Here is a 13,255-nt window from a genome sequence, read left to right as displayed (position 1 = left end):
GAATTCGGGTTCCGCGACGATCTGGCGTCGCGCTCTCAAGCCCGGTGCGCGGGCATGCTGGGGCGCTCTCTAATGGTCCTCGGCCGAAATGTACAGTGCGCAATATGCAACCCTGCCCAGCGGGCGCGGCGCGGGCGTTTGCCGATTGTCTTTTTGCGCTGCACAAGATAGAAAACGGCGCCCCCTCACGAGGTCCGAAGAGACCGCAGGGGCGGCATCGCCCGCGGGAGAGGGCGAGAGCAAGGAGGAACCGCCGATGCAGACCTTCACCACCATCGCGGATTTGCGCGCGGCGCTGGCGCCGCACCGGCTCGACGGGCGCACGATCGGGCTCGTGCCCACGATGGGCTACCTCCATGTCGGCCATATGGAGCTTGCCCGCCGGGCGCTCGCCGACAACGACATCGTCGTCGCCACCATCTTCGTCAACCCGCTGCAGTTCGGCGAAAACGAGGACCTCGCGCGCTATCCGCGCGACCTTTCCCGCGACCAGGCGATGCTGGAGGCAGAGGGCGTGCACTACCTCTTCGCGCCCGGGGTCGCGGACATGTACCCGCGGCCGATGGAAACGGTCGTCGACGTGCCGAAGCTCGGCGCCGAGCTGGAAGGCTCCGTGCGTCCCGGCCATTTCGCGGGTGTGGCGACGGTGGTCACGAAACTCTTCAACATCGCGCAGCCGGACCGCGCCTATTTCGGCGAGAAGGATTTCCAGCAGCTCACCATCATCCGCCGCATGGTCGCGGACCTCGCGCAGCCCGTCGAGGTGATCGGCGTGCCGACCGTGCGCGAGGCGGACGGGCTCGCCTGCTCCTCGCGCAACGTCTACCTCTCGGCGCAGGAGCGCGCCGCCGCCGCCATCGTGCCGCGCGCGCTGGAAGAGGCCGAACGGCTGATCGGCGAAGGCGAAAGGGATGCGAAGCGGCTGGAGGCGGCGGTGACGGCCTTCATCCGCACCGAGCCCCTGGCACAGCCCGAGGTGGTCGCCGTCCGCGATCCGGAAACGCTCGCCGAAATCGATGCGGTCGGCGAAAAACCGGTTCTTTTGTTGCTTTTCGTGCGCTTTGGGAGCACGAAACTCCTCGACAACCGGGTCATCGGCCCGAAAAACGCGAAATTTGCAAAGGTAGCGTGACATGAGCGTACACACCGCGAAACGCCGGCTGGCGCCCGCCGACATCAGGGCCCTCAAGGGCCAGCGTCCGATCGTCAGCCTCACCGCCTATACGACGCCGGTCGCCAAGCTCATGGATCCGCATGTCGATTTCATGCTGGTCGGCGACAGCCTCGGCATGGTGCTCTACGGCCTTGATTCGACCGTCGGCGTGACGATCGAGATGATGATCGCCCATGGCCAGGCGGTCATGCGCGGCTCGTCGAACGCCTGCGTCGTCGTGGACCTGCCGTTCGGCTCCTACCAGCAATCGAAGGAGCAGGCCTTTGCCACGGCAGCCCGGGTCCTCAAGGAAACCGGCTGTTCCGCCATCAAGCTGGAGGGCGGGGCGGAGATGGCCGAGACGGTGCATTTCCTCACCCAGCGCGGCATTCCGGTGCTCGGCCATGTGGGGCTGATGCCGCAGCTCATCAACACGACCGGCGGCTACCGCTCGCTCGGCCGCAACGACAAGGAAGTCGAGAAGATCCGCCGCGACGCCGCCGCCATCGACGATGCCGGTGCCTTCGCCATCGTCATCGAGGGCACGGTCGAACCTTTGGCGCGCGAGATCACAGGCAATGTCAAGGTGCCGACCATCGGCATCGGCGCGTCGCCGGCCTGCGACGGGCAGGTTCTCGTCGTCGACGACGTGCTCGGCATCTTCACCGATTTCAAGCCGCGCTTCGTCAAGCACTTCGCCAACCTCGCACCGGTGATGAGCGAGGCCTTCGCCACGTACGCGGAGGAGGTGAAGGCGCGCAGCTTTCCCGGGCCGGAGCACACGTTCCAGCTCAAGAAGAGCTGATCGATCAACGGCGCTGAACGGTCCATCAGCCCTATTGGTTTGCCGGTGGGGCGATCCTACTTTATGGCTGGGCCGTTGTCAGTTAGAGCAGGCTCCATGACCCCCGCCACCAAGGAAGAAATCAGCGACGCTTTCCGGCGTGGCATTGCCGTCGCGATCGCGGCTGCGCCCTTTGCCGTGCTGTTCGGCGCGGTCGCCGTCGACAACGGCCTGACGATCGCCGAGGCGGCGCTGATGAGCGCGACGATCTATGCGGGCGCCAGCCAACTCGTCGGCGTCGAGCTCTTCGATCATCATGTCGCGCCGTGGCTGGTGGTCCTGTCGATATTCGCGGTCAATTTCCGCCACGTGCTCTATTCGGCAGCCATCGCGCCGCATATCCGGCATCTTTCCTTCTGGCAGAAGGCGACCTCGCTCTTTCTCCTGACAGACCCGCAGTTCGCCGAAACCGAGCGGCGTGCCGATGCCGGCATCCGCGTCGGCTATGTCTGGTCCATCGTCCTCGGCCTCAGCGTCTACGTGCCCTGGCTGTGCCTTACGGTCGTCGGGGGCTTCCTCGGAAACCTGATCGGCGACCCGAAGGCCATCGGCATCGACGTGCTGCTGCCGATCTACTTCATGGGCCTCGTGCTCGGCTTCCGCAGCCGGGCGAACTGGCTGCCGGTCGTGCTCGCTTCGGCGGCGGGCTCGATCCTCGCGCTGCACTTCGTCGGCTCGCCGTGGCATGTCAGCCTCGGCGCGCTCGCCGGCATCCTCGTCGCCGCGCTCCTGCCGCTGGACGACAGGGAGAGCGCGGCGCCGGTCGGCGAGGCCGTGGAAGGGGAGGCGTGAGCATGGATGCGCTGTTCCACATGCAGACAGTGCTCATCATCCTTGCCGGCGCGGTCGCGACCTATCTCACGCGCGTCGGCGGCTATGTCTTCATCACGCGCATGAAGCGCATCCCGCCCCGCGCGGAGGCCGCGCTGAACGCCGTCCCGGCGGCGGTGCTCACGACGCTGGTGGCGCCGGCCGCCGTGACGGGCGGGTTGGACGTGAGCCTCACCATGGCGGTCGCGTTCCTGCTCGGCCTGCGCATGGCGCTCCTGCCGATGCTCGCCGTCGGCTGGATCACCGTGATGATCTTGCGTCATTTCATCGGCTGATCGGCGCGGTCGCCTTTTCGAGCCAGGCTTTCGCGCCCTCGTCCGGCAGCAGCGGGGCGATCTTCTCGCGCGTCTCGGCGTGATAGGCGTTGAGCCAGGCGAGCTCGTCGTCCGTCAGCAGGGCGGGCACGACGAGCCGGCGGTCGATGGGGCAGAAGGTCAGCGTCGCGAAGCCGAGCATCTCCGTGTCGCCGCCCTCCACGGGCGCCGCCGGCAGGACGTGGACCAGGTTCTCGATGCGGATGCCGAAGCTGCCGGGGCGATAATAGCCCGGCTCGTTCGACAGGATCATGCCGGCAAGCAGCTCCTGCGTCGAAAGCCGCGAGATGCGCTGCGGGCCTTCATGCACCGAAAGGTAGGAACCGACGCCGTGGCCGGTGCCGTGGGCGTAGTCGGCGCCCGCCTTCCACAGCGCGATGCGGGCGAGCGGATCGAGGTCGCAGCCGCGCGTGCCTTTCGGGAAACGCGCGGTGCTGATGGCGATCATGCCTTTCAGAACAAATGTGAAGAAGCGCTTCTGCTCCTCCGGCACGGCGCCGATGGCGACCGTGCGGGTGATGTCCGTCGTGCCGTTGATGTACTGCGCGCCCGAATCGATCAGGAAGAGCGTGCCCGGCTCGATGATCGCGTCCGTCGCCGTCGTCACGCGGTAGTGCATGATGGCGGCGTGGGCGCTGGCGCCGGCGATCGTATCGAACGAGACATCCTTCAGCGGGTTCTGATGGCGCTCGCCCACGCTGCGGCGAACCTCCTCCAGTTTCCGCGTGATGGAGATTTCGGTCTGCGAGCCCGGTGCCGTGCCGTCGAGCCAGGCCAGGAATTCCACCATGGCCGCACCGTCCTGCAGATGGGCGCGGGCGGAACCCTCAAGCTCGACGGCATTCTTGCAGGCGCGGGGCAGGCGGGCGGGATCGGCGGCCTCGACCAGCGTGCCGCCCCTGGAGCGGACGATCCCGGCGAGCGCGAAGGGCGCCTGGTCGGGGTCGATGAGGATGCGCTTGCCTTCGGCCGCCAGCGCCGCGATCCGCTCGTCGAACTGTGAAGGCGGCACGAGGTCGGCAAGCTGGGTGAGATAGGCCTCCTGCTCGATGCCGGTCTTGCGCTTGTCGAGGAAGAGGAGCGGCCGGCCGTCCGCGGGGATGATGGCGCGGGCGAGGGGATGGGGCGTGTGCGGCACGTCGCTGCCGCGGATGTTGAAGATCCATGCGATGGAGGAGGGGTCGGTGACGGCGAGCGCATCCGCGCCGGCCTTCGCCGTAGCCTCCGCCATCTTCACGAGCTTGTCCCTGGCGAGCTCCCCGGCGTGGTCGATGGCCTGGATGGCGACGCGGCCGAGCGGTTCGGCCGGGCGATCGGTCCAGGCCTTGTCGAGCGGGTTGTACGGCAGGAGGACGAGCGCGCCACCGATGCCGGCGAGCGCCTTTTCCAGCCGCCGCACTTCGGCGCCGGTGTGCAGCCACGGATCGATGCCGAGGCGGAATCCCTTCGGCGCGTGGTTCTGCAGCCAGAGATGCGGCGGCTCGCCGACGAGGTCGCCGCCGGTGAAGACGCCGCCGTCCACCTGCTCGGCCAGCTGCGTGACGTAGCGGCCGTCGACGAAGACGATCGCCTGGTTGCGCATGACCAGCGCGACGCCCGCCGAGCCGGTGAAGCCCGTCAGCCAGGACAGCCGCTCGGCCGAGGCCGGGACGTATTCTCCCTGGTATTCGTCGGCGCGGGGCACGAGGAAGCCGTCGATGCCGAGCGCATCGAAGGAGGCGCGCAGCGCATCGGCCCGTTCGCGGCCGTGCTGGGGCGTGGAGGTGACGTCGAAACTCTGGAACATGGAGGACTTCCGGATGAGGCGATGAATCGTGCCGGCAATCTAGCCGATCCCTTCCCCAAGGGAAACGCGCGCGCTGCCCGGATTTTCCGAAGCGGCCCGCGCCGGACTTATGCATCCCGTGCATGGCACCCATGCCCCAAAAGACCTGCCTCGATTTCCTGAATCGATTATAAGCGGCGCCAACGAAGCGAACGCAAAACGCGCTTCAAGCGAAACGAAGTGAAACCTCCTCCAGTCCTTCGGATCGCAAAAAGCTAGGTGTTCCGATCAGGCGTCTTGCCGGTCACTCCTCCTCCCTCCTCCGGGAAGGCGCTCGGAACGCATAGGCCCGCTTGAGCACTCCTCCTCCTCAAGCTCGCGGGCATGGCCGGTTCGCCGGTCTATAGGCGGTGCCTCTGGCACCGCCTTTATTTTTTGTCCCTTGCCCGATGCCGCGCTTGCAAGGATGGCCGGGCCGGGGCGATGACCGCGCCGGCCTAGCGCCTGTTGTCGAGATGGATCGTCACCCAGCCCTCGCGCCAGATCGTGCGCACATGGCGCAGGCCCGCGCCGTTATAGGCGGCAAGCACCTTCCAGCGCTGCGTGGCGAGGATGCCCGAAAGGATGACGTCGCCGCCAGGTGCAAGTCGGGCGGCAAGCTGTGGCGCCATGCGCATCAGCGGGCGGGCGAGGATGTTGGCGATGATGAGGTCGAACGGGCCGTGGCGGCCGAAGGCGGTGGAATGGAAGCCGGGGGCCGTTTCCAGCGCGATGCCGCTTGCAATGCCGTTGAGGCGCACGTTTTCGCGCGCGACGCGGATGGCGAGCGGGTCGATGTCGGTTGCGAGCACCCGGACCGGCGCCAGCTTGCGCGCGGCTATCGCCAGCACGCCGCTGCCCGTGCCGAGGTCGAGCACGCGCCTGACCCTGCGGGCGCGCATCACGTCGAAGATGACTTCGAGGCAACCGGCCGTCGTGCCGTGATGGCCGGTGCCGAAAGCCTGGCCGGCATCGATCTCGATGGCGATCTCGCCGGCCCGCGCCGTGCCGCGGTCGTGCGATCCGTGCACCACGAAGCGACCGGCGCGAACCGGTTTCAGGCCCTCCAGCGACTTGGCGATCCAGTCGATGTCGGGAAGGACCTCGCGCTCGATCTCGACGCCCGGGAAATCGGCGGCGAGGAGGGCGGCGAAACGGTCGCGGATCGCCTCTTCGTCTTCCTTGAACATGTAGACGGAAGCTTCCCAGACGTCGTTCTTCTCGTCGATCTCCATCGTCGCGATGGCGTAGCCCTCGTCCTCGAAGGCATCGGTCATCAGCGCAAGCGCAGCTTCCGCCTTCTTCTCGGTCGTGGTGATGTAGAGGCGGATTTCGCTCACGGCTTGCGGGTCCCTGTTGTTCCAGGCCCGCCTAGCATGTCCGAAAGCCGAGGGCAAAGGTGGAACGCCGGCTGCCGCGCTCATCGCTTGATGAGGTTCGCGAGCTTCTGCTCGGCGACGTCGGGATTCTCGCCGTAAGCGATGGTGCCGGTGAAACGGCCGTCGGCGTCGAGCAGGAACACGGACGCGGTGTGATCCATCGTGTAGTCGCCATCGGGCTGAGCCTCGTCGAGCGGCACCTTGCGGTAGTAGACGCGGAAACCCTTGACCATTTCCAGCACCTTTTCCGGCGGGCCGGAAATGGCGGTGATGCGCTTGGAGACATTGCCGACATACTGGCCGATGATCTCGGGCGTATCGCGCTCGGGGTCGACGGTCACGAAATAGGCCTGGAGCTTGGAGCCATCCGGGTCGACCTTCGTAAGCCAGCCGTTGAGCTCGAACAGCGTCGTCGGGCAGACCTCCGGGCAATGGGTGAAGCCGAAGAAGAGGGCGGTCGGCTTGCCGGTGAAGGCCTTTTCGGTGATCGGCTTGCCGTCCTGCGCGACGAGCTCGAAGGGCACGCCGAACGGGCCGCCGGCCACCTGCTCCCGTGTCCGGGTCATTTCCAGCGTCAGCCAGCCGAGCAGGGCCGCGACAAGAGCGACGGCGATCCACAGTACGAGGCGCAGGGTCTTCATGGCAGTCCTTCGATCGGGCTATGTCGGCGAGAGCCGTTCGCCGGTTTCATAGTCCTTCCCGCCGGGGTGCGCAAACGCGCCAATTGCCGCAACGGCGGGCAGACATGGAAGGCTCGCGCAATCGTGATCAGAAGCACCAGGCCATGCCGGATTCGGCGAGGCTGAGGAAGATCGCCGTGCCGTGCTCGAGCCAGCCGGCAAAGGCGGCGGTTGCGGCCATGACGCCGAGGCCCAGCGCGATCAGCGCGGCCGGCAGGACGGTGTATCGGCGATCGGACTTGTCCATGCGCGAAGCATAGCATGAAACGCCAGGTTTTTAAACCGAGGCCGTCCGCCGCAACGCCAGGTGTTTCGGGCGGGATTTATCGAAACCCGCTGAAATGCAAGTTCCGGCACGCCCTCCTTAGGCTTTGCTTAATCTCTCTTTGCCACCCTCCGGAAACGCGCAATAGGCCTCGACGGCTTCAGGACATGACGTCCGCCGCGCGCCGGAGACGGCGAGCTGCGCATCTCAAACGGTTCGTTCCCTGTCGGGAAGAGGTCTTGTCCATGTCCAACGCCATCAAGCAGTCCGGCGCCTATCTCGAAATCGTCTCCTTCCATCTCGGAGAGCAGGAATTCTGCATCGACATCATGGCCATCCGCGAAATCCGCGGCTGGGCCCCGGTGACGCCGATGCCGCATACGCCGCCCTACGTGCTCGGCCTCATCAACCTGCGCGGCGCGGTGATCCCGGTCATCGACATGGCCTGCCGCCTCGGCATGAAGATGACGGAGCCTTCCGAGCGCTCGGCGATCATCGTCACGGACATCGCCGGCAAGCTGGTGGGCCTCCTCGTCGAGCAGGTCTCCGACATGATGACCATCAAGAGCGAGGCGCTGCAGCCGCCGCCGGAAATCATTCCGGAAGCCCAGCGCGCCTTCTGCCGCGGCATCGTGGCGCTCGAGAAGTCGATGGTCTGCTTCCTCAATCTCGATACCGTCATCGCCGACGAACTCGCCCAAGCCGCCTGAGGCGGTCAGATGGATCGGTCCGCATGCGCCTCCGCCGGCTTGCGGCGGGCGCATGCGGCCGTTTGCAGGACAGCGTCGCTGAATATCACTGAAATAAAAACCTTGATCTTGCCGTAATTCGCCAGGAACCAAACGAAGGGGCTTCCGTTTTCTTCATGCTTCTCACAAACGAAACAGTGGAGAAATGCAATGAAGAAGACAGTTACTATCGCCCTTGCTTCGCTGCTCGCGGTATCGCCGGTCGCCGGCATTGCCTATGCGCAGGAATCCACCACCGGCGCGACCGCAGACACGTTGTCGACGGGCTCCATCACGGCCGACAAGGTGAATGTCGTCGCCATCTCCTCGCTTGAGTCCGACGACAGCAAGCGTGAGGACTACGACCGGCTGACCTCGAAGTCCAAGGACCCGGCCGTCCTGGAGCAGACCCAGGCCGAACTGCAGTCCGATCCGGGCCTGGCCGAGATCCTTGCCTCGAAGAATGTCCAGCTGCAGAACGTCGTGGAAATCACGACGGCAGCGGACGGCGGCAAGATCGTCTACGTCAAGTAAGTTGCCGCCTTCAAAAAAGCGCCCCGGACAGTTTCTGCCGGGGCGTTTTTCATGGCTTGCCGTTCGTCCAGGTGACGTCCTGGCCGTAGAGCGGCACGGTGGAGATCGACATCTTGGCCGATCCCTCCGTCAGTTCGCGCGAATGGGCGAGATAGATGAGCGTGTCGTTCTTCTTGTCGTAGATGCGCGTGACGATCAGCGATTTCCAGATCAGCGACAGGCCGGACTTGAAGACCTCCTCGCCCTCCCGGTCCAATTCGATGTCGCCGACAGTGATGGGCCCGGTCTGCCGGCAGGCGATGGCATTGTTCGAGGGATCCTCGAACCAGTTGCCCTTCTTCAGGCGGTCGATGACGCTGCGGTCGAAATAGGTGACATGGCAGGTGATGCCGGTGACCTCGGGGTCCGTCAGCGCGTCGATATAGATGTCGTTGCCGATCCAGTCGACGCCGACCTTGCCGACCGTGTCGGCGGCGGCGGGCAGGGTGGCGAGTGCTATCAGGCCGGCGGCGACGGCCGGGCGCAGGCTGGCGGATGGGAAAGGCTTGAGCGGCATGGCGGGTCTCCTTGTTCACCAACACGTAAGGGCGAGTGCCCGCTGCTTGCAAGACGCAAGCGTCAGGATTTTGCGGCGGCGATGGTCGCGCGCACGGCATCCTCGTCCGTCAGCGTCAGCTGGTATTCCCGGTCCTTCTCCGTACCGCCCATGCCGACATGCGGATTGCGGAAGGCCATACCGCTCGGCACGGTCTTCAGCGCCGCGAAATGCAATTCGGCAAGGCCGGCCCCGTCCCGGACCCTGCGGATGTTTGACGCATCGAGCGCGCCGCAGCCCATGACAACGATGCGGCCGGCGGCCTGCTCCACGGCGCTCTTCAGGATCGCCATGCCTTCGAGGGCCGTGTCGCGCTGGCCGCAGGTCAGCACGCGGTCGACGCCGCAGCGGATGAGCGCTTCCAGCGCCTCGCGGGCGTCGGCGGTCATGTCGAAGGCGCGGTGGCAGGTGACGGACATCGGCCGCGCGGTGTCGACCAGCGTTTTCGTGCGCGCCTCGTCGATCCGGCCGTCCGGCGTCAGGCAGCCGATGACGACGCCGGAGACGCCCTCGCTCCGCAGCGCCCTGATGTCCTCCACCATGGTCTCGAACTCGGCCTCCGAATAAAGGAAATCGCCGCCGCGCGGGCGGACGATGACGTGGACGGGAATGCGCGCCGCCTTCACCGCCGCGCGGATCGTGGCAAGGCTCGGCGTCAGGCCGCCCTCCATCAGGCTCGCGCAGAGCTCCACCCGGTCGGCGCCGGCCGCCTGGGCGGCGAGGAAACCGTCGATGCCTTCGACGCAGAGTTCGATGAGGGGCTTGGTCATGGCGTCTTTCCGAGGTCGAGGGTCAGGCTTCCCGCCAGACGGTTGTGAGGAGCCGCAGCCAGTTTTCGCGGCAGAGTTTGGCAAGGTCGTCCTCGCCGTAGCCGGCACCGCGCAGCGCTTCGACGAGCGCCTGGTTCCCGGCGGCGTCGCCGATGGCGGCGGGGATCGTCGCGCCGTCGAAATCCGAGCCGATCGCCACGCAGTCGATGCCCATGCGCTCGACCATGTGGTCGATGTGGCGCACCATGTCGGAGAGCGGCGTGTCGGCGTCTTCGAGGCCGTCGGCGCGCAGCATCGTGGTGGCGTAGTTGAGGCCGGCGATGCCCTTGCGCTCGCGGATCGCGTCGAGCTGGCGGTCGGTGAGGTTGCGCGAGATCGGCGTCAGCGCATGGGCGTTGGAATGGGTGGCGACGAGCGGCTGCGTGCTTTCGCGCGCCACGTCCCAGAAGCCCTGTTCGGTGATATGGGCGAGGTCGATCATGATGCCGAGCCGGTCGCAGGCCTTGACCAGCTCGACGCCGGCCTCGGTGAGGCCGGGGCCGGTATCGGGCGAGGAGGGGAAGGCGAAGGGAACGCCGTGGCCGAAGCGGTTGTGCCGGCTCCAGACGGGGCCGAGCGAGCGCAGGCCCGCCGCATAAAGCGTCTCCAGCGTGGAAAGGTCTTCGGCGATCGGCTCGCAGCCTTCTATATGGAGGACGGCGGCAAAGCGGCGGGCATCCATCGCGGCGCGGATGTCGGCGGTCGAACGGCAGATCGAGAGCGCGCCGGCCCGTTCCAGCCGGAAGGCGATCGCGGCCATTTCGAGCGCGGTGCCAAGGGCGGCCGGCTGCTCCAGCGGGCCGACCATCGGGATGCTGTAATGACCGTTTTCATCCAGCTCGCGCGGCGGATAATCCTCGTTCGGCGGGATGAACATGGCGCAGAAACCGCCGGCAAGGCCGCCCTTCAGCGCGCGCGGGGCGTCGATATGGCCCTCTTCCGTGCCATTCACGAATTCGGCGACCGGATCGGCCCCGCGTTTCGCATGCTCCCACAGGCGCAGGAGAACGTCGTTGTGGCCGTCGAAGATCAATTGCATATGCCGCTCCCGGATCGAAAACGCGTCCATTCCGGCTGGGGTAGAGCCGATTCCGCCGCCGCCCGCAAGGACCGCGGCGGCGGTCCTCTGCGTCAGGCGGCGAAAACCGGCGTGCCGCCGATCCAGGTGGAGACCACGTCGACACCCTCGCCGATGACGGCGAAATCCGCGTCGTGGCCATGCGTCAGGCGGCCCTTGCGGCCCGTCATGCCGATCGCCTCGGCGGGATAGAGCGAGGCCATGCGCAAGGCTTCCTCCAGTTCGATCCCGACCACGTCGCGCATGTAGCGCACGCAGGAGGCCATATCGATATCCGCGCCGGCGAGCGTGCCGTCGGCGAGCGTCAGGCGCCCGTCCTTTCGAAAGATCTCGCGGCCGTTCAGGAAAAAGCCCGTCATGTCGGTGCCGATCGTCGGCATGGCGTCGGTGACGAGGAAGATGCGGCCCGGGCCGCGCTTGGCCCGCAGCGCCGCGCGGATGGAGGCGGGGTGCACGTGGAAGCCGTCGGCGATCAGGCCGGCATTGAGATGGCCGAGGTCGAGCGCGGCGCCGACCATGCCGGGCTCGCGGTTGCCGAGCGGGCTCATGGCGTTGAAGAGGTGCGTCATCATGCGCGCGCCCGCCTCGACGGCCGCTGCCGCGGTTTCATAGCCGCAATCGGAATGGCCGAGGCTGACGGTGACGCCCGCCGCATGGAGCGCGGCGATCTGCTCGTTCGTCGCGCTTTCCGGCGCCAGCGTCACCAGGAGGGCTTCGAGCCCCTTGCGCGCCGTGACGGCCCGGTCGAGGTCCGTCCCGTCCATCGGGCGGATGAAAGCCGGATCGTGCGCGCCCTTGCGGGCGATGGAAAGGTGCGGGCCTTCGAGGTGGAGGCCGAGAAAGCCGGGGACTCCCGCCCGGCGCGCGGCAAGGCCGGCGGCGACGGCGTCCGCCGTCACCTCGCGGCTGTCGGTGATCAGCGTCGGCAGGAGCGCGGTCGTGCCGAAACGGGCGTGCGCGGCGCAGATGGTGCGGATGCCTTCGGGGTCCGGCCGCTCGTTGAGAAGCACGCCGCCGCCGCCGTTGACCTGGAGGTCGATGAAGCCGGGGACGAGCGAGAGCCCGTCCATGGGCACCGTGCGGGCGCCGTCCGGCACCTCGCGGCTGGCGGCGATGGCCGCGACCTTGCCGTCCTCGATCAGCAGCGCGCTGTCCGAATGCCACAAATCGCCGTCGAAGATCCGGGCGCCGGTAATGGCGGTGAGCGCTGTCATCGGGTTTCCGTCACTTTCTTGAGGTTGACCGGCTTGTCCGGGTCGAGGCCCTTGCCGCGCGACCAGGCCTCGACGAAGCCGTAGAAGGGCACGATGAGCGCGAGCGCGTCGGTGATCGGATGGCCGGTGGCGACGAAGGGCAGCTTGCGGGCGCTCCTGGCGCCCGCCGCCGTGACGCCGGCATAGGCGCCGTGCTCGGCAAGGCTGTCGGCCATGCCGGTGACGGAGGCTTCCGCCGCATCGCGTGCGGCAAGCGCGACGACCGGGAAGGAGGGGCCGACGAGGGCGACGGGGCCGTGCAGCACTTCCGCGGAAGAATAGGCCTCGGCATGCATGCCCGAGGTCTCCTTGAACTTCAGCGCCGCCTCGCTGGCGATCGCAAGGCCGGGGCCGCGGCCGAGCACGTAGAGCGACTGGGCTTCGGCAAGGTCGCCGGCAAGGTCGGACCAGTCGAGCGCCGCAGCCCTGGCGAACTGTTCCGGCAGGTCCTTCACGGCGCGGTCGAGGTCGGCGTCGCCCGTCCATTCGGCGATGACGGCAAGGCCGGCGACGATGGAGTTCACGTAGGACTTCGTGGCCGCGACGCTGAGTTCCGGCCCGGCGGAGAGGTCGAGCGGGTGCAGGCAGGCGTCCGCCAGCGGCGAGGGCAGCGTATTGGTGAGCGCGATGGAGACCGCGCCGCCCTTCGTCGCGCCCTCCGCCATGGCGACGATGTCCGGGCTCTTGCCGGACTGGGAGATGGCGATGGCCGCCCCGCCACCGAGCTTCAGCTTCGCGCCGTAGATCGAGGCGAGCGACGGGCCGAGCGAGGCGACCGGCCGGCCGGCGGTCAGCTCGATGGCGTATTTCAGGAAGAGCGCGGCATGGTCGGAGGAACCGCGGGCGACCGTCACGAAGAACTGCGGGTCACGCACGCGCAGCGCCTTGCCGGCGGCGGCGATCGCACCGGCCGAGCTTGCCAGCAGGCGGGCCGCCGCTTCAGGGATTTCGTCGATCTCTCTGCGCATGTTGGTCTGCATGGAATTGC

15 protein-coding genes are annotated in these 13,255 nt (G+C 67.2%); 6 read left to right on the top strand and 9 right to left on the bottom strand.

Annotation, left to right across the window (positions count from 1 at the left end; genetic code table 11):
* Positions 1-256: 256 nt before the first annotated feature.
* The 4 genes from panC to ACIIOY_RS00330 all read left to right on the top strand — a co-directional run bounded on the left by panC (position 257) and on the right by ACIIOY_RS00330 (position 3,103).
* Positions 257-1,132 carry a pantoate--beta-alanine ligase gene (gene panC, locus ACIIOY_RS00345; protein ID WP_411032617.1) on the top strand — a complete coding sequence of 292 codons (876 nt, stop codon included), beginning with the start codon at positions 257-259 and terminating at the stop codon, positions 1,130-1,132.
* A gap of 1 nt (position 1,133) precedes the next feature.
* The gene (panB, locus tag ACIIOY_RS00340; RefSeq protein WP_411032616.1) at positions 1,134-1,958 is read left to right on the top strand and encodes a 3-methyl-2-oxobutanoate hydroxymethyltransferase; all 825 of its coding nucleotides are present in this window, start codon (positions 1,134-1,136) and stop codon (positions 1,956-1,958) included.
* Positions 1,959-2,054: 96 nt separating this feature from the next.
* On the top strand, positions 2,055-2,789 hold the full coding sequence (locus ACIIOY_RS00335; protein ID WP_411032615.1) for an AzlC family ABC transporter permease: 735 nt from the start codon (positions 2,055-2,057) through the stop codon (positions 2,787-2,789).
* 2 nt (positions 2,790-2,791) lie between these two features.
* A complete protein-coding gene (locus tag ACIIOY_RS00330) occupies positions 2,792-3,103 on the top strand; it encodes an AzlD family protein (RefSeq protein WP_411032614.1) in 312 nt (103 codons plus the stop codon).
* Here ACIIOY_RS00330 and ACIIOY_RS00325 read toward each other — a convergent pair.
* The 4 genes from ACIIOY_RS00325 to ACIIOY_RS00310 form a co-directional block, all read right to left on the bottom strand.
* Positions 3,093-4,928, bottom strand: a complete 1,836-nt coding sequence (locus ACIIOY_RS00325; RefSeq protein WP_411032613.1) for an aminopeptidase P family protein — start codon at positions 4,926-4,928, stop codon at positions 3,093-3,095. The two genes, ACIIOY_RS00330 and ACIIOY_RS00325, sit on opposite strands and share 11 nt — an antisense overlap.
* A gap of 476 nt (positions 4,929-5,404) precedes the next feature.
* Positions 5,405-6,286, bottom strand: coding sequence for a 50S ribosomal protein L11 methyltransferase (locus ACIIOY_RS00320; RefSeq protein ID WP_411032612.1), 882 nt, complete (start codon positions 6,284-6,286; stop codon positions 5,405-5,407).
* A gap of 80 nt (positions 6,287-6,366) precedes the next feature.
* Positions 6,367-6,966, bottom strand: a complete 600-nt coding sequence (locus ACIIOY_RS00315; protein WP_411032611.1) for an SCO family protein — start codon at positions 6,964-6,966, stop codon at positions 6,367-6,369.
* Positions 6,967-7,093: 127 nt separating this feature from the next.
* Positions 7,094-7,252 carry a hypothetical protein gene (locus ACIIOY_RS00310; protein WP_411032610.1) on the bottom strand — a complete coding sequence of 53 codons (159 nt, stop codon included), beginning with the start codon at positions 7,250-7,252 and terminating at the stop codon, positions 7,094-7,096.
* A 263-nt stretch (positions 7,253-7,515) separates the two neighbouring features.
* Here ACIIOY_RS00310 and ACIIOY_RS00305 point away from each other — a divergent pair, with 263 nt between their 5' ends.
* Entirely contained in the window at positions 7,516-7,980 is a 465-nt protein-coding gene (locus tag ACIIOY_RS00305) for a chemotaxis protein CheW (protein WP_411032609.1), read from the top strand.
* A gap of 189 nt (positions 7,981-8,169) precedes the next feature.
* The gene (locus ACIIOY_RS00300; RefSeq protein WP_411032608.1) at positions 8,170-8,532 is read left to right on the top strand and encodes a hypothetical protein; all 363 of its coding nucleotides are present in this window, start codon (positions 8,170-8,172) and stop codon (positions 8,530-8,532) included.
* 49 nt (positions 8,533-8,581) lie between these two features.
* On the opposite strand, the gene ACIIOY_RS00295 is transcribed toward ACIIOY_RS00300, so the two are convergent.
* The 5 genes from ACIIOY_RS00295 to ACIIOY_RS00275 all read right to left on the bottom strand — a co-directional run bounded on the left by ACIIOY_RS00295 (position 8,582) and on the right by ACIIOY_RS00275 (position 13,247).
* Positions 8,582-9,088, bottom strand: a complete 507-nt coding sequence (locus tag ACIIOY_RS00295; RefSeq protein ID WP_411032607.1) for a CreA family protein — start codon at positions 9,086-9,088, stop codon at positions 8,582-8,584.
* Positions 9,089-9,150: 62 nt separating this feature from the next.
* Complete coding sequence (locus ACIIOY_RS00290; RefSeq protein WP_411032606.1) at positions 9,151-9,897, bottom strand: copper homeostasis protein CutC; 747 nt, start codon at positions 9,895-9,897, stop codon at positions 9,151-9,153.
* Between the two features lie 22 nt (positions 9,898-9,919).
* Positions 9,920-10,975, bottom strand: a complete 1,056-nt coding sequence (locus tag ACIIOY_RS00285) for a dipeptidase (RefSeq protein ID WP_411032605.1) — start codon at positions 10,973-10,975, stop codon at positions 9,920-9,922.
* A 92-nt stretch (positions 10,976-11,067) separates the two neighbouring features.
* On the bottom strand, positions 11,068-12,228 hold the full coding sequence (gene nagA, locus ACIIOY_RS00280; protein WP_411032604.1) for an N-acetylglucosamine-6-phosphate deacetylase: 1,161 nt from the start codon (positions 12,226-12,228) through the stop codon (positions 11,068-11,070).
* Positions 12,225-13,247, bottom strand: a complete 1,023-nt coding sequence (locus tag ACIIOY_RS00275) for an SIS domain-containing protein (RefSeq protein WP_411032603.1) — start codon at positions 13,245-13,247, stop codon at positions 12,225-12,227. The genes nagA and ACIIOY_RS00275 overlap by 4 nt, the downstream gene beginning before the upstream one ends.
* Positions 13,248-13,255: the final 8 nt, after the last annotated feature.

The sequence above is a fragment of the Shinella agrisoli genome, assembly GCF_046557955.1.
GTDB lineage: Bacteria > Pseudomonadota > Alphaproteobacteria > Rhizobiales > Rhizobiaceae > Shinella.
Note: the sequence above shows the minus strand (reverse complement) of the source record. Positions and strands in the feature narration are given on the sequence as shown.

Excerpts from the sequence above, each read along its gene's own strand:
- panC (WP_411032617.1), top strand. The coding sequence starts at position 257 with ATGCAGACCTTCACCACCATCGCGGATTTGCGCGCGGCGCTGGCGCCG.
- panB (WP_411032616.1), top strand. The coding sequence starts at position 1,134 with ATGAGCGTACACACCGCGAAACGCCGGCTGGCGCCCGCCGACATCAGG.
- ACIIOY_RS00335 (WP_411032615.1), top strand. The coding sequence starts at position 2,055 with ATGACCCCCGCCACCAAGGAAGAAATCAGCGACGCTTTCCGGCGTGGC.
- ACIIOY_RS00330 (WP_411032614.1), top strand. The coding sequence starts at position 2,792 with ATGGATGCGCTGTTCCACATGCAGACAGTGCTCATCATCCTTGCCGGC.
- ACIIOY_RS00325 (WP_411032613.1), bottom strand. The coding sequence starts at position 4,928 with ATGTTCCAGAGTTTCGACGTCACCTCCACGCCCCAGCACGGCCGCGAA.
- ACIIOY_RS00315 (WP_411032611.1), bottom strand. The coding sequence starts at position 6,966 with ATGAAGACCCTGCGCCTCGTACTGTGGATCGCCGTCGCTCTTGTCGCG.
- ACIIOY_RS00310 (WP_411032610.1), bottom strand. The coding sequence starts at position 7,252 with ATGGACAAGTCCGATCGCCGATACACCGTCCTGCCGGCCGCGCTGATC.
- ACIIOY_RS00305 (WP_411032609.1), top strand. The coding sequence starts at position 7,516 with ATGTCCAACGCCATCAAGCAGTCCGGCGCCTATCTCGAAATCGTCTCC.
- ACIIOY_RS00300 (WP_411032608.1), top strand. The coding sequence starts at position 8,170 with ATGAAGAAGACAGTTACTATCGCCCTTGCTTCGCTGCTCGCGGTATCG.
- ACIIOY_RS00295 (WP_411032607.1), bottom strand. The coding sequence starts at position 9,088 with ATGCCGCTCAAGCCTTTCCCATCCGCCAGCCTGCGCCCGGCCGTCGCC.
- ACIIOY_RS00290 (WP_411032606.1), bottom strand. The coding sequence starts at position 9,897 with ATGACCAAGCCCCTCATCGAACTCTGCGTCGAAGGCATCGACGGTTTC.
- ACIIOY_RS00285 (WP_411032605.1), bottom strand. The coding sequence starts at position 10,975 with ATGCAATTGATCTTCGACGGCCACAACGACGTTCTCCTGCGCCTGTGG.
- nagA (WP_411032604.1), bottom strand. The coding sequence starts at position 12,228 with ATGACAGCGCTCACCGCCATTACCGGCGCCCGGATCTTCGACGGCGAT.
- ACIIOY_RS00275 (WP_411032603.1), bottom strand. The coding sequence starts at position 13,247 with ATGCAGACCAACATGCGCAGAGAGATCGACGAAATCCCTGAAGCGGCG.